This is a genomic window from Micromonospora sp. LOL_015, from assembly GCF_048060275.1.
Classification (GTDB): Bacteria; Actinomycetota; Actinomycetes; order Mycobacteriales; family Micromonosporaceae; genus Micromonospora_E.
In genome coordinates, this window is record NZ_JBHMIO010000014.1 from 68,341 (window position 1) to 84,492 (window position 16,152).

Here is a 16,152-nt window from a genome sequence, read left to right on the forward strand (position 1 = left end):
CCGACCCGACCTGGCTACGAAACACCGAACGGAGAAACCTGTGTCCGCACTGCTGGCCGGTAAGCGGCTGCTCGTCACCGGCGTCATCACCGACCAGTCGATCGCCTTCTCGGTGGCGAAGCTCGCCCAGGAGAACGGCGCCACCGTGGTGCTCACCGGGTTCGGCCGAATGTCGCTGGTGGAGCGGATCGCCAAGCGGCTGCCGGCCGAAGCGCCGGTGATCGAGCTCGACGTGACCAACCCGGAGCACCTGGCCGGGCTGGCCGACAAGGTCGGCGGTCACGTCGACGGCCTCGACGGGGTGGTGCACTCGATCGGGTTCGCCCCGCAGAGCTGCCTCGGTGGCGGGTTCCTCGACGCTCCCTGGGACGATGTGGCCACCGCGCTGCACATCTCCACCTTCTCGTACAAGTCGCTCGCGATGGCGGCGCTGCCGTTGATGCGTACCGGCGGTGCGGTCGTCGGGCTGACCTTCGACGCCACCCTGGCCTGGCCGGTCTACGACTGGATGGGGGTGGCCAAGGCCGGTCTGGAGTCCGCGTCCCGCTACCTGGCGCTGCACCTGGGACCGAAGGGTATCCGCAGCAACCTGGTCTCCGCCGGCCCGCTGCGCACCATGGCGGCCAAGTCGATCCCCGGCTTCGAGGCCTTCGAGCAGGCCTGGACCGAGCGGGCGCCGCTGGGCTGGCAGTTGACCGATCAGGAGCCGGCCGCCCGGGCCTGCCTGGCGCTGCTGTCGGACTGGTTCCCGGCGACCACCGGTGAGATCGTGCACGTCGACGGCGGGTTCCACGCCATCGGCGCCTGATCTTCGGGGTGCGCCGCCGTGGGGTCCGGCCCGACCAGGAACAATAGGGCCCATGGCGTACGACGCACTGGTTCTGCTGTCGTTCGGCGGCCCGGAAGGTCCGCAGGACGTGCTGCCCTTCCTGCGCAACGTGACCCGGGGCCGCAACGTGCCGCCGGAGCGGCTGGCCGAGGTCGCCGAGCATTACCAGCACTTCGGCGGCGTGTCGCCGATCAACCAGCAGTGCCGGGAGTTGCTTGCCGCGATTCGCACCGACTTCGCCGCCCACGGGCTTGACCTGCCGGTGTACTGGGGCAACCGTAACTGGCATCCGATGCTGGCCGACACGGTGGCCCGGATGCGCGACGACGGGGTCCGCCGCGCCCTCGCCTTCGCCACCAGCGCCTACGGCGGCTACTCGTCGTGCCGGCAGTACCAGGAGGACATCGCGGCGGCGCGGGCCGCGGTCGGCCCGGACGCCCCGGTGATCGACAAGCTGCGGCAGTTCCACGACCATCCCGGGTTCGTCGTCCCGCACGTCGAAGCGGTCCGGGCCGCGCTGGACACCATCGACCCGGCGCTGCGTCAGCGTACCCGGCTGGTGTTCACCGCCCATTCGGTCCCGACCAGCGCGGCGGCCGCCGCCGGCCCGGAGGGCGGGCGCTACCAGGCCCAGCTGGCCGAGACCGCCCGGCTGGTCGCCGCCGACGCCGCCCCGGACCTGCCGTACGACCTGGTCTGGCAGAGCCGGTCCGGGCCGCCGCAGGTGCCCTGGCTGGAGCCGGACGTCAACGACCACCTGCGCGAACTCGCCGGTCAGGGGGTCGACGCGGTGGTGGTCAGCCCGATCGGTTTCGTCTCCGACCACCTGGAGGTGGTCTGGGACCTGGACACCGAGGCGGCGGCGACCGCCAAGGAGCTCGGTCTGGCGTATACCCGGGCAGCCAGCCCCGGCACCCACCCGGCCTTCGTGTCGATGGTCCGGGACCTGGTGTCGGAACGGCTGCGCCCGGACGGCTCCCTCGCCCGGGTACGGCTCGGTACGCTGCCGGTCTGGGACACCTGCCCGGTGAACTGCTGCATTGCCTCTTCCACCCCCCGGAGATCCTCGTGACCGACCGTAAACCCGTCCAGAGTTGGCTGACCGACATGGACGGTGTGCTGGTGCACGAGGGCCAACCGGTCCCCGGTGCGCCGGAGTTCATCAACCGGTTGCGCGCTTCCGGTAAACCGTTCCTGGTGCTGACCAACAACTCCATCTACACCCCCCGCGATCTGCAGGCCCGGCTCACCCGGATGGGTTTCGACGTGCCGGAGCAGGCAATCTGGACAGCGGCGCTGGCCACCGCGCAGTTTCTCGCCGACCAGCGGCCGGGTGGCACCGCGTACGTCATTGGTGAGGCCGGGCTGACCACGGCGATGCACGCGGTCGGCTACATCCTGTCCGACTACGCGCCGGACTACGTGGTGCTGGGGGAGACCCGCACCTACAGCTTCGAGGCGATCACCAAGGCGGTCCGGCTGATCAACGGCGGTGCCCGGTTCATCTGCACCAACCCGGACCCGACCGGGCCGTCGACCGAGGGCGCGCTACCGGCGGCCGGCTCGGTCGCGGCGATGATCTCGAAGGCGACTGGGGTGGAGCCGTATTTCGTCGGCAAGCCGAACCCGATGATGATGCGGTCGGCGTTGAACACGATCGATGCACACTCGGAGAGTACCGCGATGATCGGTGACCGGATGGACACCGACGTGCTCTGCGGGCTGGAGGCGGGGCTGCAGACGATCCTGGTGCTCACCGGGATCAGCAGCCGTACCGACATCGACCGATACCCGTACCGGCCGTCGCGAATCGTCGCATCGGTGGCCGATCTGATCGACGAGATCTGACCGAGACGAGATCTGGTCGGGGCGTCCGGCCGCGATCGGCAGTCAGGGCCGCAGCGGGGCGTTGCAGGCGGCGACCAGCGCCCGGCGGCAGGCGGTGGTCAGCGGCCGTAGCGCGGCGTCGCGCTGCTGGGCCTCGTAGCCGTTGACGGCGCCACCGGGGGCGACGTGCTCGGCGAGCGCCAGGACCTGGTCCAGCACGCTGGCCCGGGCGAACAACCGGCGGGCCCGCGGATCGAATCCGGGTGGCAGGTCCATCCCACCGTCCGGGCGGCGCAGCGCGGCCAGCGCCCCGGCCAGCTCCGGCCGCCAGTGGGCGACGTCCAGTCGGGTCAGCGCCGTGGTCGTCTCGGCCAGCGCGGTGGACAACTCGGCCTCGGCCTCGGCGGCGCTCGGCCCGGCGTGCCCGGCGGCGGGCAGCTCCTGCGGCAGCGGGTAGATCCGCCACAGCACCGTCTCGAAGGTGACCCCGGACCCGGACGTGTGCGAGCGTACTTCGGGGATGACGCCCAGCCCGCGCGCCACCACCGCTTCGCCGGCGAGCAGTGCGGCGCCGGTGAACTCGCCCGGACCGGGCAGGCCACGGGGGTCGCCGGGCGCCGGCAACGCCAGCCGGATCTCGTCCGGCGGCAGCTTCGCGAAGCAGGACAGTGCGTCGCGCAACGGCAGGTCGGTCCAGGCACCGGGTGCGTCGGCGACCAGATGCTCCTCGTCGCCGGCTATCTCGTCGGCTATCTCGTCGTACGGCACCAGGCCGGCGCGCCACGCGCGCACCCAGGCCACGAACCGGCTGGAGCGGCGCGTCGCGAGGGTCGCCGCGCCTGCTGCGGGGGACATGCACGCTAGGGTACGTGCCGCGCCGCCGGTTGTCTCGACGCCGGGCGGCAGGTCACCGTCGGGGGTGTCCGGTCGGCGCGTCGGCGGGCCACCGCCGGCCGATGCGGTTAGCCTGCCGGACGTGGGCGGTGACCGGCGGTACGGCGACGACGTGTTGGCGGGCAACTGGCGCCGCCGGCGGGTGGTGCCGGAGGTCGACGCCGAGCCGGATCTCGTGGTGGAGGACGCCGACTCAGGTTTCTGCGGCGCGGTCGTCGGCTTCGAGTCCGGCGCCGTGACGCTGGAGGACCGGCACGGCCGCCGACGACACTTCCCGCTGGTCCCGGCCGGTTTCCTGCTCGACGGCCAGCCGGTGACGCTGCGCCGGCCGTCCCGGGCACCCACGGCGCCCCGGCAGCGGCAGCGCACCGCCTCCGGGTCGGTCGCGGTCGGCCACCGGCCGGCCCGGGTCGCCCAGGCCAGCCGGATCTGGGTGGAGGGGGTGCATGACGCCGCGCTCATTGAGCGGATCTGGGGTGACGACCTGCGGGTCGAGGGTGTCGTCGTCGAACCGTTGGACGGCATCGACGGCCTGGCCGCAGCAGTGGCCGGGTTCGCGCCCGGCCCGCAGCGCCGGCTCGGCGTGCTGGTCGACCACCTGGTCCCCGGGTCCAAGGAGAGCCGGGTCGTCGCCACGGTCACCTCGCCGTACGTACTGGTCACCGGGCATCCGTACGTGGACGTGTGGCAGGCGGTCAGACCGGACCGGATCGGGTTGCGGCAGTGGCCCCGGATCCCGCCCGGACAGCCGTGGAAGGAAGGCGTCTGCGCGGCGGTTGGCGTTTCCGATCCGGCACAGCTGTGGCGCCGCATCTTGTCCAGTGTGCACAGCTACCAGGACGTGGAGACGCCGCTGATCAATGCGATGGAGCGGCTGATCGACTTCGTTACCGTACCGCCGCAGTGAGCCGCCGTGCGGTGACAGTGAGCGGACCGTGCCCCCCGCAGTGGTGCGCCGGCGGCCGGTCAGCCGAGGTCGTCCGGGTCGCGGGTGAGGACGAAGGTGGCCAGGTCCAGCGCCGTCGGGATGCCGGTCGGTCCACGCCGTACGGTGAGCAGCTCGCCCTGCTGGGCGCCGCTGCGGCCCTGCCAGCGGTCCGCGCCCGCTGCGGCGAACCGCGACGTCACCGGCCGCACCGGCCCGAGCAGGGTGAGGACCAGCTCGGCGGCGTCGGCGTCCCAGGAGACCTCCGTCTCCCGTCCCATCCACCACCACCGGCCGCAGATGGCGTCGATCTCCGGCGGCGGCAGGGTGCCCGGCCGCCACGGTCGTGGCGCGGCCGGTTCCCGGTCGAGCACCCCGGCCAGCACCCGTAGCCCCAGCTCGCGGATGGTGCCCCGGGCGAAGCCGTACGAGTTGGCGAAGGCGACGACCGCGCTGCCGGTGTCGCGGTGCACGGCGAGCAGCGCGACGTAGCCGGGCATCGAGCCGCCGTGGCCGGCGAAGACCCGTTCGCCGACCCGGTACAGCTCGGGGCCGAGCCCGTGGCCGCCGGTCCACCGGTGCGGGTCGTTGATCGCCACCGGCAGGCACATCTCCGCCATCGTGTCGGGGTCCAGCACCGCCGGGTCCGGGTCGGCGAGGAACGCCGCCCACCGGCTCAGGTCGGTGACGGTGGACCAGAGCTGGCCGGCGGGGGCCATCGCGCCGGTGTCGGTACGCGGCTCCTCGCGCAGCGTGCCGTGCCACGGGTGCACCACGTAGCCGGCGGCGTACGGGTCGGTGGGGTGGTAGGTGGTGCGGGTCATGCCGAGCGGGCCGAGCAGGTCGGTGGCGACCAGTTCGGCCCACGGCGTGCCGGTGATCCGGTGCAGGGCGGCGCCGAGCAGCCCGTACGCCAGGTTCGAGTAGTGGTACGTGCGGTGCGGCGGGAAGGCCACCTTGTCCGGCCCGAGCCCGGCCAGCAGGGTGGCGATGTCGGTGCCGGTGTGGCGTTCCCACCAGCCGTCGCTGTCCGGTTCGCGTTGCAGGCCGGCGGCGTGGCCGAGGAGCTGACGCAGGGTGATCCGCTCGAACGGGACGTCGGGCAGGTGGTCGCGGAGCCGGTCGTCGAGGTCAAGCCGGCCGGCGTCGCGCAGCCGCAGCACCAGGGTGGCGGTGAAGGTCTTGGTGATCGAGCCGATCCGGTACTGCAGGTCGGGGTGGGGTAGCGGATGGTCACCGGCGGACGCGACGTGCACCAGTCGACGGTCCCGGAGTACGCCGAGGACGACGGAGGGTGCCCGACCGTACGACTGGGTCTCGGCGACCGCAGTGTCGATCATGCTGATGGTGTCGGGGGACAGGGGTGCGGACACGCGTACCTGCTCCTTGATCGTTACTCAGGTAGAAGGGATTGTGACTTAGGGTGGCCGGATCGGTTCGGCTCACCGATAGCTGCCCGATTTGTCGGTTTAAAGGTCGCCGGTGGTGCGCGTACATGTCACGATCGGTGTGTGGAACCCGTCCTGTGGATCGTATTGGGCGTCGTGCTCGCGGTCGCGGAATTATTCACCGCGACGCTGTTCCTCGTCATGTTCGCCGCCGGCGCGTTCGCCGCGGCGGTCGCCGCCGCTCTCGGCGCCCCGGTGGCTGCCCAGGCCCTGGTCTTCGCCGCCGTCTCAGCGCTGACCGTGGTCGCCGTCCGGCCGGTCATCCAGCGGCACCGGCAGTCCGCGCTCGGCGCGGGCGAAGAGCCGTTCGGCGTACAGGCGATCGAGGGTGCGTCGGCACTGGTGCTGGAGCGGGTGGACGCGGACGGCGGCCAGGTCAAGATCGACGGCGAATTGTGGAGCGCCCGCTCGTACGACGGCACCCAGGTCTTCGCCCCCGGCGAACGGGTACAGGTGATCCAGGTCAAAGGCGTCACCGCGCTGGTCTGGCGGGACGACGTCACCGGCGGCGGACCGGCATGAACACCCCGAGCCGGCATCAGTATCTCGAGCCGAGAAGGTGAACGACGATGGACTTAGTGATCGCGGTGCTGGTCGGGGCGGTCGCCCTGATCACGGTGCTGACCCTGGTCCGGGCGGTGCGAATCGTGCCGCAGCAGCGGATGGACCTGGTCGAACGGCTCGGCCGGTACCAGCGCACCCTGACGCCCGGTCTCAACCTGCTCGTCCCGTTCATCGACACCGTACGGGCCAAGGTCGACATGCGGGAACAGGTGGTCAGCTTCCCGCCCCAACCGGTGATCACCTCGGACAACCTGGTGGTGTCGATCGACACGGTCCTCTACTTCAAGGTCGTCGACCCTCGGGCCGCCACCTACGAGATCGCCAACTTCCTGCAGGCGATCGAGCAGCTCACCGTCACCACGCTGCGTAACGTCATCGGCTCGCTCGACCTGGAGCGCGCGCTGACCAGCCGCGAGGAGATCAACCAGCACCTGTCCGGCGTGCTGGACGAGACCACCGGCCGATGGGGCATCAAGGTGACCCGGGTGGAGATCAAGGCGATCGAGCCGCCGCCGAGCATCCGCGACTCGATGGAGAAGCAGATGCGCGCCGAGCGGGACCGCCGCGCCGCGATCCTCACCGCCGAGGGGCACAAGCAGTCACAGATCCTCGGCGCCGAGGGCGAGAAGCAGGCCGCGGTGCTGCGCGCCGACGGTGACCGGCAGGCCCGGATCCTGCAGGCCGAAGGCCAGGCCAAGGCGATCCGGACCGTCTTCGACGCCATTCACCAGGCGAACCCGAGCCAGAAGGTGCTCGCCTACCAGTACCTGCAGGCGCTGCCGCAAATCGCCAACGGCCAGTCCAACAAGATGTGGATCGTCCCGGCCGAGCTGACCAAGGCCCTTGAAGGTCTGGGCGGGGCGCTCGGCGGGCTCAGCCAAATGGTCGGTGACGCGCCGTCGCAGCAGGTCGACTCCAGCGCCGTGGAGCGGGAGGCGGCCGAGGCCGCCGAGGCCGCCGCCGCCGAGGCGCAGCGGGTCAACGACGAGGTGCGGGCAGCCGAGCAGGTCACCAGCGGTGGTACGGCGGCCGGCGGCGCCAAGGCCCGGCCGCCCGGGCTGCCCGCGCCCGAGCCGGTGCCTGCGTCCGAGCTGCTCGGCGAGCTGAACTCCGAGCAGCGGCGCCCGCAGGCCGAACGCGGCTGACCCAAGGCCGGGACCCGGCCCGAGCCGATCGAGGCCGGGTCAGCCGACCCGACCGGTGGAAATCCGAGGAACCCGCGCGTACCGCTGTCGTCGGCTGTCACGATCGGTCGGTCAGTGAGCACAGCCGACAGGGCCCGCCGCGGGCCCCGCAGCGCGGGGAGGCGACACCGTGACGCGTGCCGTCAGGAACACCCGACCCCGGACCACCGCGTCCAACGCCGGCCGGTCCGGCCCGGTGCGGGTGGTCTCCCGCAGCGACGCCGGGGTCGCCGTGGTGGCCGCCGCCGCACCGGAGAACACCCCGGCCGGCCCGGCCACCAACGCGGCCTGGGCGTGGTCGATCCGTCGGTTCAGCCGGTTCGCCATCTGGGCGTTGCCGCTCTACGCGATCGCGTTCGGGATCGGCAGCCTGAGCGGACTGCGCGGCGGCGGCCCGGCACCCGACCTGGTTGACGGCCGGCCGGCGTACCTGGCCTCCTGGGTGATCGCCAGCTGGCTGGGGCTGGTCACGCTGGTGGCGATCGCCGGGATCCACGCCGCCGCCCGCAGCCGGGGCACCGCCGTTTCGGCGCTGCTGGTCGGTCTGGCCGGTACAGCGTCGACGGTGCCGTTCGTCGGGCTGCCCGACGGCACGACCGTCTACGGTACGTCGGCCCGGTCGATCGCTCTGGTCGGCGCCGCACTGTACAGCTTCGGCTGGCTGCTGGCCGGTGCCGCGGTGCTGCGTTCGGAGCTGTTCAACCGGCTCGACGGCTGGCTGCTGATCGTCGCGTCCCCGCTGCTCGGGTTCGTCGGGCTGCTCTCCGGGCCGCTGCAGACCGTCGGTGCGGTCCTCACCCTGACCGCCGGGATCGGCCTGGCCTGGTCCGCCGGCCGGATGGTGCCCAGTGTGCAGGTGCCGGCGACCGCCCCGGCCAGCTCCCGTTAGGCCGGGTCGTCGCGGCACAGCTCCCAGAAGGCGACCGCCGCCGCCGTCGCCACGTTGAGCGAGTCGACGCCGCGCCGCATCGGCACCGCTACCCGTACGTCGGCGGCCTGGACCGCCGCGGTGCTCAGCCCCGGCCCTTCCGCGCCGAGCAGCAGCGCCGGCCGGGCCCGGGCCGCGGCGTCCAGCCGCTGGACCGGCACCGCGTCCGGTGCCGGGGTCATCGCGAGCAGCCGGAACCCGGCGGTACGGACGGTGGCCAGCGCCGCAGGCCAGGCCGCCGCCCGGGCGTACGGCACCGCGAACACCTCGCCCATGCTGACCCGCACCGACCGCCGGTACAGCGGATCCGCGCAGGTGGGGGAGAGAACCACGGCGTCCATGCCGAGCGCCGCCGCGCTGCGGAACAGCGCACCCAGGTTGGTGTGCGTGTTGATCCCTTCGCAGACGACCAGCCGGTGGGCCCGGTCGAGCACCTCGTCCAGGGTCGGCAGGGCCCGGCGGTGGAACGAGGCGAGCACTCCCCGGTGCACGTGGAATCCGGTGATCGACTCCAGCACCGCCGGGGTCGCCGCGTAGACCGTCGCCTCCGCCGGCAGGTCGGCGAGCTGGTCGACCCGCTTGGCGTCGACCAGCACCGACCGTAGCCGGTAGCCGGCCCGCAGGGCCCGCCCGATGACCAACTCGCCCTCGGCGATGAACAGGCCGTTCGGCGGCTCCCACCGGGTCCGCAGCTCGACGTCGGTCAGCGCCCGGTAGTCGGCGATCCGCTCGTCGTCCGGGTCCATGATCTCCGTTGTTGGCACACCGGGCATTGTGCCGGTCGCCCGGGTAGCGTTCTGCGGGTGTTCCCGACCGTCCGTGAGGTGCTGGCGCTCGACCCGGTGCGGAACGGCGGACCCCGGGTGGTCGCCGCCGAGGAGAGCCTGGATCGGCCGGTCCGCTGGGTGCATGTCACCGAGGTGCCGGACATCGCCAGTCTGCTGCGCGGCGGTGAGCTGGTGCTGACCACCGGGATCGGGCTGCCCGCCGACGACGCCGGAGTGCGGGCCTTCATCGCCGACCTGGCCGAGGTCGGCGTATCCGGTCTGGTGGTGGAGCTCGGCCGCCGCTATCACGGCGGGGTGCCGAAGGTGATGGTCGCGGCGGCGCACCGGCGCGGGCTGCCGCTGGTGGAGCTGCGCCGGGAGACCCGGTTCGTTCTGATCACCGAGGCGGTGCATGCCCTGATCGTGGACGCCCAGCTGGCCGAGCTGCGGGCGACCGAGGAAATCCATCAGCGGTTCACCGAGCTGTCCGTGGAGGGTGCGGAGGCCACCGAGGTGGTACGCCAGGCGGCCGAGCTGGCCGGCGCGCCGGTGGTGCTGGAGAACCTGTCTCGCCGGGTGCTGGCGTACCACGCCGCCGGGGAGAACCCCCGGCTGCTGCTGGACGGCTGGGAGCAGCATTCGCGCCGGATCCAGCCGACCGGGCGTACCGCGTATCACGCGGACACCGGCTGGCTGGTGACCATGGTCGGCGCCCGAGGCCAGGACTGGGGCCGGCTGCTGCTGCGCTGCCCGGCTGCCGGTCCCAGCGGCTCGGGTGTCCTGGGTGTCTTCGGCGGGTCCAGCGGGTCCGGTGGGTCGGGAGGGTCGGGAGGGTCGGGAGGGTCGGGTGGTCCGCCGCTGCGGTGGTCGATCCTGCTCGAACGGGCCGCGTCGACTCTGGCGTTGGGCCGGCTGATCCGCCGCGACGCCGAAGGGCTGGAGCGCCAGATCCACCGGACGCTGCTGACCGCGCTGCTGGACGGGTCGCAGCCGGTCGACGAGGTGGCGATGCGGGCCCGGGCGCTCGGCGTCGGCCTGGACCGGCGGCATCTGGTCGGCGTTGCGGTCCGGTTCCGGGACGCCGGCTCCGATGCCGAGCCCGGAGCGGCCACCGAGGTCGGCGGGGTCGGGCCGGCTGTGGCGGTGCCGTCGGCCGTCAGCGCCGAGACGGTCCAGGCCCGGCTGCGCGACCTCGCCGAGACGGTCGGCCTGGCGTTGCGGGAAACCGGGCTGACCGGCCTGGCCAGCCCGTTGGACGAGCACGCGGTCGGCGTACTGCTGGCGGTCCGCGACGCCACGGCGGCGGACCCGGCGCTGAACGGTCTGCTGGCCGCGCTGCACCGGTTGCGCCGGTCCGAGCCGGTGCCGGTGGTGGTCGCCGCCGGCAGCGGGGTGGACGGCGTCCGGGAGGCCCGGCGGACCCTGGTCGAGGCCCGCCAGGTGGCCGAGGCCGGCCGCCGGGACCGCCGCGCAGACCAGGTGCTGCGGCTGCCGGACGTCGGCCTGGCCGGGCTGCTGCACCTGCTGCGGGAGGAACCCCGGTTGCAGGTCTTCGTCGAGCGTGAGCTGGGCGCGCTGCTGGCGTACGAGGCGCGTCATCCCCGGCAGCGGATGCTGGCCACGCTGCGGGCGTACCTGGAGCTCGGCCGCAACAAGTCGGCGGCGGCCGCGGCGATGCACCTGTCCCGGCCGGCGTTCTACGAGCGGTTGACCCGGCTGGGGCAGATTCTCGGCGTCGACCTGGACTCGGTGCAGGCGTGCCTGTCGCTGCACGTCGCGGTGCTGGCACTGGACGAGGTACGGCCCCGGCCACCGGCCTGACCGCCCACCGGGTCGAAGGTGCTGAATCTTGGGACCTTGAGCCGCCGTTCCACTTATACCCCTGGGGGTATGTTGGGACTGAATCCGGCAGCCGTGAACCACCGCCGAAGGAGGTCCCGGGCATGTTCTTCGCCCAGTACTACCTGGACTGCCTGTCCCAGGCGTCCTATCTGATTGCTGACGAGACCACGAAGCCGCCATCGTGGTCGATCCGCGTCGCGACGTCACCGAGTACCTGGCCGACGCGCAGGCGCACGGCCTCACCATCGAAGGCGTCGTCAACACCCACTTCCACGCCGACTTCATCGCCGGCCACCTCGAACTCGCCGCGCGCACCGGCGCGTGGATCGGCTACGGCCGGCAGGCCGAGGCCGACTACTCGGGGTGTCCTGCCCGGCGAACTGGCGACCCGGTGACGACGTGGTGCTCGGCGCGCCGCGTACCGAGGCCGACCTCGACGCGCGGCTGACCGACGACACGGTCAAGCTGACTGACTGGTACCTGGCCACCCGGCCGGACCGGAGCTGACCCCACGACCCTGCCCCGGGCACGGCGACCCACCGGGCCCCGGCGGGTCGTCGCGCCCCGGTGTCAGGCCCGTCCGTCGGGCTCCGGTGTCAGGCCAGGGAGAGGAAGAGCTTCTCCATCTGCTCCAGGCTGGCCTTGCGCTCGGTGGCGTCGGCGTCGGGACCCATGCACTGTTCGAGCCCACTGGCGATGACCTTGAAGCCGGCCCGGTCGAGCGCCCGGGAGACGGCGGCGAGCTGGGTGACCACCTCGGCGCAGTCCCGGCCGGACTCCAGCATCGCGATGATGCCGCGGATCTGCCCTTCGGCCCGCCGTAGCCGCTTGACCACGTCCGCCGTGGTGTTCTCCTCGACCTGCATGGCGAGTTCCTCCTGGTCCGGGGGTCTCCCGCTGGTGCTTCGGGCCTGCCCAGCTGGGTTTACACGATACACCCGGGGGTATCACTTGCAGATGTCCGTTCATTCGAACATACTGGGTCCGTAGATACCCCCAGGGGTATACGCGAGAGCGGAGGAGCACCCGTGGAACTCATCTCATTCCGTACCCCCGGCCTCGGCGACCAGTCCTACCTGCTGGTCCACGAGGGCAAGGGGGTGCTCGTCGACCCGCAGCGCGACATCGACCGGTTCCTCGACGCCGCCGCCGAACGCGACGTCGACCTGCGGTTCGTCCTGGAGACCCACCTGCACAACGACTACGTCTCCGGCGGACCGCAGCTCGCCCGACGGACCGGCGCCGAGCTGGTCCTCCCGGCCGGCGCGGCACCGACCTACCGGCACACTCCCGCCTTCCACCTCGAGGACATCAAAGCCGACAACCTCACCCTGCGCCCCGTCCACACCCCCGGTCACACCCCGGAACACACCAGCTACCTGGTGCTGATCGACGGCGAGCCGGTCGCCGTCTTCTCCGGCGGCAGCCTGCTCGTCGCCTCCGCCGGCCGACCCGACCTGCTCGGCCCCGACCGGGCCCGCACCCTGGCCCGGCTGCAGCACGGCTCGCTGCACCGCCTCGCCGGCCTGCCCCGGGCCGTCGAGCTCTACCCGACCCACGGTGAAGGCTCGTTCTGCACCGCCACCGGCGCCGGCCGGTTCACCTCCACCATCGGCGACGAGGTCGACACCAACCCGCTGCTCGGCGTCGGCGACCCGGAGACGTTCGCCGACCGGCTGCTCGCCGCGCCGATGCCGATCCCGGCCTTCTACCAGTACATGGGCCCGGCCAATCTGCGTGGCGGCGAGCCGATGCCGGCCGTCGAGATCCCGGAGATCACCGCCGCCGACCTGCCGACCACCGACGACGCCCAGTTGCTGGACATCCGGCCCCGGCCGGTCCAGGCCGCCGGCCTGCTGCCCGGCTCCGTCGGCATCGAGCTCACTGACGACTTCGGCAGCTGGGCCGGCTGGCTGCTGCCGTACGGCGCACCCGTCGTGCTGATCGCCGAATCCGGCCAGGACGTCACCGAAGCCGTCGTCCAGCTGGCCCGCATCGGGCTCGACACCGTCCAGGGCGTCCACCGGCCGGCCCCCGCCGACCAGCTCGGCCCCGGCTACGAACTGCTCGACCTGGACAGCTTCCGGCAGCGGCTGGCCCAGCCCGACGCACAGCTGCTCGACGTACGGATGCCGAGCGAGCGGGCGCGCGTCAGCTGGCCTGGGTCGGTCGAACGCTTCCTCGCCGACCTGGTCACCGACGGCATCCCCGCCGAACTCGACCCGCAGCGACCGGTCCTCGTCGCCTGCGGCAGCGGCCGGCGGGCCGCCATCGCCGCCAGCCTGCTGGTCCGCGCCGGCCACCGGCCCGCCGTGCTCAGCGGGGCCGGCGTCGCCGACCTGACCACCGAATCCTGACCACCACCGCACGAGCCCGAACGAACACCAGCGCACGGAGGAATGACATGTTCCCCACCACCAACCCGAACATGCAGGTGCCCGCCGCCCGCGCCCTGCTGGCCGACAACCCCGACACCCTGGTCGTCGACGTGCGCACCCCGGCCGAATTCGAGACCGCCCACATCGACGGGGCGATCAACCTGCCACTGGACCAGGTCGACGCGCACCTGAACCGGATCGTCGCCGACGCCGGCGGCCGCATCCTGCTGATCTGCCAGTCCGGCAACCGGGCCAACCAGGCCTGCGCGAAACTCGCCGGCGCCGGCCTGGACGGCGCGACCGTCCTCGACGGCGGAATGAACGCCTGGATCTCCGCCGGCGCCCCGGTCAACCGGGGCCGGCAACGCTGGAGCCTGGAACGTCAGGTGCGGCTGGTCGCCGGCGCGATCGTGCTGGTCTCGGTGCTGGCCAGCATCTGGTACCCGCCGGCCCGGTACGTCGCCGGACTCATCGGCGCCGGGCTGACCGTCGCGGCGCTGAGCAACACCTGCGCCATGGGCATGCTGCTGGCCCGCCTGCCGTACAACCAGGGCGCCGGGTGTGACATCGACGCCTCGCTCACCCGGATCAGCCGGGCCGGCGCAGCGAAATGACCACCACCGCGTACCCCCGCCAGCAGCGCACCGGCCCGGCGCGGGTCCTGCCCATTCTCGGTTGGCGGCGCGGCTACGACCGGCACGTGCTGCGGCACGATCTGATCGCCGGGCTCACCGTCGCGGTGATGCTGGTGCCGCAGAGCATGGCGTACGCCGCCCTCGCCGGCATGCCACCGGTCACCGGCCTGTACGCCGCCGTCGTCCCGGTCCTGGTCTACGCCCTGCTCGGCACCTCAGGCTCGCTCGCCGTCGGCCCGGTGGCGATCACCGCGCTGATGACCGCCACCGCGCTCGCCCCCCTCGCCGACGGCGACCCCGGCCGGTACGCCGCCCTTGCCGGCCTGCTTGCCCTGCTGGTCGGTGCCATTCAGGTCCTGATGGGGGTGCTGCGCCTCGGCGCTCTGGTCAACTTCCTGTCTCACTCGGTGCTGTCCGGTTTCACCTCGGCGGCGGCCATCGTCATCGCCGTCAGCCAGGTCAAGGACCTGCTCGGGCTGCGCGCCGACCGGGCCGAGAACCTGCCCGGCATCGTCGGCAGCCTCTGGCAGGCCGCTCCGACGGTGCACCCGCTGACCGTCGCGGTCGGCGCGGCCAGCATCGCCGGCCTGCTGCTGCTCCGCCGCTACCTGCCGAAACTGCCCGGCGCGCTGCTCGTCGTCACCGCAGTGACCATCGCCAGCGCGGCCCTGGCCTTCGGCGCCCGCGGTGTGCCGATCCTCGCCGAGGTGCCCAGCGGGCTACCAACCCCGGATCTGCCGTCGATCGCCCTGGCCGACCTGCGGGCGCTGCTGCCAGCGGCGGTCGCGATCGCCCTGGTCGCCTACATGGAAGGCATCGCGGTGGCGAAGTCGCTCGCCGCCCGCTCACGCCAGCAGGTCGAACCGAACGCCGAACTCGTCGCCGTCGGCGCGGCCAACCTCGCCGCCGGGGCGTTCCACGCCTTTCCGGTCGCCGGCGGATTCTCCCGCAGCGCGGTCAACTTCTCTGCCGGCGCCCGGACTCCGGTCGCCTCCCTGGTCACCGCCGCCGTGGTGGCGGCCACCGCGTTGCTGCTCACCCCGGCCTTTCACCACCTGCCCAAAGCCGTCCTCGCGGCGATCGTCGTCGTCGCCGTCCTCGGCCTGGTCGACTGGCGGGAAGCCCGGTCGGCCTGGCGGGTACGGCGTACCGATGGGCTGACCCTCGGGCTGACCTTCCTGGTCACCCTGGTCGCCGGGGTGGAGCCGGGGCTGGCCGTCGGCGTCGCGTTCAGCCTCGCCGTGTTCCTGCGCCGCTCGGCCCGACCGCACACCGCCGAACTCGGCCGGGTGCCCGGCACCGCGACCTTCCGCAACCTCGCCCGCTACCAGGGCCTGGTCACCGACCCACGGGTCGCGGTGCTGCGCTTCGACGGCCCGCTGTACTTCGCCAACGCCCAGTACCTGGCCGACCAGTTGCTGACGTTGACGCAGAGCCGCCCCGAGCTGCGGGCCGTGGTACTCGACGCCAGCGCGATCAGCGACGCCGACACTGACGGCGCGCACGCCCTGGCGCAGACCCGGCAGCGGCTCGCCGGCCGTGAGACAGCCCTGCATCTGGCGACGGTCCGGGGGCCGGTACGCGACCTGCTCACCCGGGCCGGGCTCTGGTCGGTGATGCGCGACGCCGGGCAACTGCACCCCGAGGTCGCCGACGCCGTCGACACGGTCACCGGATCGCCCGCCGTCGACGCCGAGCGGCCCAAGCGCCTGCCGCAGGAGGTGCTCTGACCGTGCCGGACCGGTCCGCCACCGTGGTCACCCTGGTGCCGGCCGGGCACGCCGACTGCGCCGGCAACCCCGGTCAGCGCCCACTGGTCACCAGCAGGGCACGCTTCGCCAGCCGTAGTAGGAGGTCCGGGAACTCCACTGCTCGTCCAGGTACTGGCCGTCGCACGAACCGTAGAGCCACCTACCGACCTCGGTGGTGTG

General features: G+C 72.7%; 16 protein-coding genes and 1 pseudogene. 13 read left to right on the forward strand and 4 right to left on the reverse strand.

Annotated features, from left to right (window positions below; genetic code table 11):
• Nucleotides 1–40: 40 nt before the first annotated feature.
• Genes fabI through ACFHWU_RS14245 form a run of 3 tightly spaced genes read left to right on the forward strand, consistent with a single transcriptional unit; the run spans nt 41 to nt 2,677 of the window.
• Nucleotides 41–808, forward strand: a complete 768-nt coding sequence (gene fabI / locus ACFHWU_RS14235; protein WP_416554931.1) for an enoyl-ACP reductase FabI — start codon at nt 41–43, stop codon at nt 806–808.
• A gap of 52 nt (nt 809–860) precedes the next feature.
• The gene (locus ACFHWU_RS14240; RefSeq protein WP_416554933.1) at nt 861–1,901 is read left to right on the forward strand and encodes a ferrochelatase; all 1,041 of its coding nucleotides are present in this window, start codon (nt 861–863) and stop codon (nt 1,899–1,901) included.
• The gene (locus ACFHWU_RS14245) at nt 1,841–2,677 is read left to right on the forward strand and encodes an HAD-IIA family hydrolase (protein ID WP_416555019.1); all 837 of its coding nucleotides are present in this window, start codon (nt 1,841–1,843) and stop codon (nt 2,675–2,677) included. The genes ACFHWU_RS14240 and ACFHWU_RS14245 overlap by 61 nt, the downstream gene beginning before the upstream one ends.
• A 42-nt stretch (nt 2,678–2,719) precedes the next feature.
• On the opposite strand, the gene ACFHWU_RS14250 is transcribed toward ACFHWU_RS14245, so the two are convergent.
• Nucleotides 2,720–3,511: a hypothetical protein gene (locus tag ACFHWU_RS14250; RefSeq protein WP_123602363.1), complete on the reverse strand. Its 792-nt coding sequence runs from the start codon at nt 3,509–3,511 to the stop codon at nt 2,720–2,722.
• A 121-nt stretch (nt 3,512–3,632) separates the two neighbouring features.
• Between ACFHWU_RS14250 and ACFHWU_RS14255 the strand changes: the two genes are divergently transcribed.
• Nucleotides 3,633–4,457 carry a DUF3097 domain-containing protein gene (locus ACFHWU_RS14255; RefSeq protein WP_416568353.1) on the forward strand — a complete coding sequence of 275 codons (825 nt, stop codon included), beginning with the start codon at nt 3,633–3,635 and terminating at the stop codon, nt 4,455–4,457.
• Nucleotides 4,458–4,516: 59 nt separating this feature from the next.
• Here the strand turns inward: ACFHWU_RS14255 and ACFHWU_RS14260 are convergent, their stop codons facing one another.
• Nucleotides 4,517–5,815, reverse strand: a complete 1,299-nt coding sequence (locus ACFHWU_RS14260) for a serine hydrolase domain-containing protein (RefSeq protein ID WP_416590787.1) — start codon at nt 5,813–5,815, stop codon at nt 4,517–4,519.
• Nucleotides 5,816–5,986: 171 nt separating this feature from the next.
• Between ACFHWU_RS14260 and ACFHWU_RS14265 the strand changes: the two genes are divergently transcribed.
• The 3 genes from ACFHWU_RS14265 to ACFHWU_RS14275 all read left to right on the forward strand — a co-directional run bounded on the left by ACFHWU_RS14265 (nt 5,987) and on the right by ACFHWU_RS14275 (nt 8,560).
• A complete protein-coding gene (locus ACFHWU_RS14265) occupies nt 5,987–6,445 on the forward strand; it encodes an NfeD family protein (RefSeq protein ID WP_416554937.1) in 459 nt (152 codons plus the stop codon).
• A 47-nt stretch (nt 6,446–6,492) separates the two neighbouring features.
• Complete coding sequence (locus ACFHWU_RS14270) at nt 6,493–7,632, forward strand: SPFH domain-containing protein (protein ID WP_416554939.1); 1,140 nt, start codon at nt 6,493–6,495, stop codon at nt 7,630–7,632.
• A gap of 169 nt (nt 7,633–7,801) precedes the next feature.
• Nucleotides 7,802–8,560, forward strand: a complete 759-nt coding sequence (locus ACFHWU_RS14275) for a hypothetical protein (RefSeq protein ID WP_416554941.1) — start codon at nt 7,802–7,804, stop codon at nt 8,558–8,560.
• On the opposite strand, the gene ACFHWU_RS14280 is transcribed toward ACFHWU_RS14275, so the two are convergent.
• Complete coding sequence (locus tag ACFHWU_RS14280; protein ID WP_416554943.1) at nt 8,557–9,510, reverse strand: TrmH family RNA methyltransferase; 954 nt, start codon at nt 9,508–9,510, stop codon at nt 8,557–8,559. The genes ACFHWU_RS14275 and ACFHWU_RS14280 overlap by 4 nt on opposite strands.
• Here ACFHWU_RS14280 and ACFHWU_RS14285 point away from each other — a divergent pair.
• The 3 genes and pseudogenes from ACFHWU_RS14285 (at nt 9,403) to ACFHWU_RS14295 (ending at nt 11,715) form a co-directional block, all read left to right on the forward strand.
• On the forward strand, nt 9,403–11,187 hold the full coding sequence (locus ACFHWU_RS14285) for a PucR family transcriptional regulator (RefSeq protein WP_416590769.1): 1,785 nt from the start codon (nt 9,403–9,405) through the stop codon (nt 11,185–11,187). The genes ACFHWU_RS14280 and ACFHWU_RS14285 overlap by 108 nt on opposite strands.
• Before the next feature lie 202 nt (nt 11,188–11,389).
• Nucleotides 11,390–11,488 (forward strand): annotated as a pseudogene (locus ACFHWU_RS14290) (hypothetical protein); the annotation flags it as partial.
• Between the two features lie 83 nt (nt 11,489–11,571).
• Nucleotides 11,572–11,715 (forward strand): hypothetical protein, encoded by a 144-nt coding sequence (locus ACFHWU_RS14295; RefSeq protein ID WP_416554947.1) that lies wholly within the window; start codon nt 11,572–11,574, stop codon nt 11,713–11,715.
• A gap of 89 nt (nt 11,716–11,804) precedes the next feature.
• Here the strand turns inward: ACFHWU_RS14295 and ACFHWU_RS14300 are convergent, their stop codons facing one another.
• The gene (locus ACFHWU_RS14300; RefSeq protein ID WP_416554949.1) at nt 11,805–12,074 is read right to left on the reverse strand and encodes a metal-sensitive transcriptional regulator; all 270 of its coding nucleotides are present in this window, start codon (nt 12,072–12,074) and stop codon (nt 11,805–11,807) included.
• A gap of 162 nt (nt 12,075–12,236) precedes the next feature.
• On the opposite strand from ACFHWU_RS14300, the gene ACFHWU_RS14305 reads away from it, so the two are divergent.
• Genes ACFHWU_RS14305 through ACFHWU_RS14315 form a run of 3 tightly spaced genes read left to right on the forward strand, consistent with a single transcriptional unit; the run spans nt 12,237 to nt 15,951 of the window.
• Nucleotides 12,237–13,565, forward strand: a complete 1,329-nt coding sequence (locus tag ACFHWU_RS14305; RefSeq protein WP_416590770.1) for an MBL fold metallo-hydrolase — start codon at nt 12,237–12,239, stop codon at nt 13,563–13,565.
• Nucleotides 13,566–13,612: 47 nt separating this feature from the next.
• Nucleotides 13,613–14,200, forward strand: a complete 588-nt coding sequence (locus ACFHWU_RS14310) for a rhodanese-like domain-containing protein (protein WP_416568348.1) — start codon at nt 13,613–13,615, stop codon at nt 14,198–14,200.
• Nucleotides 14,197–15,951, forward strand: a complete 1,755-nt coding sequence (locus ACFHWU_RS14315; protein ID WP_416554954.1) for a SulP family inorganic anion transporter — start codon at nt 14,197–14,199, stop codon at nt 15,949–15,951. The genes ACFHWU_RS14310 and ACFHWU_RS14315 overlap by 4 nt, the downstream gene beginning before the upstream one ends.
• Nucleotides 15,952–16,152: the final 201 nt, after the last annotated feature.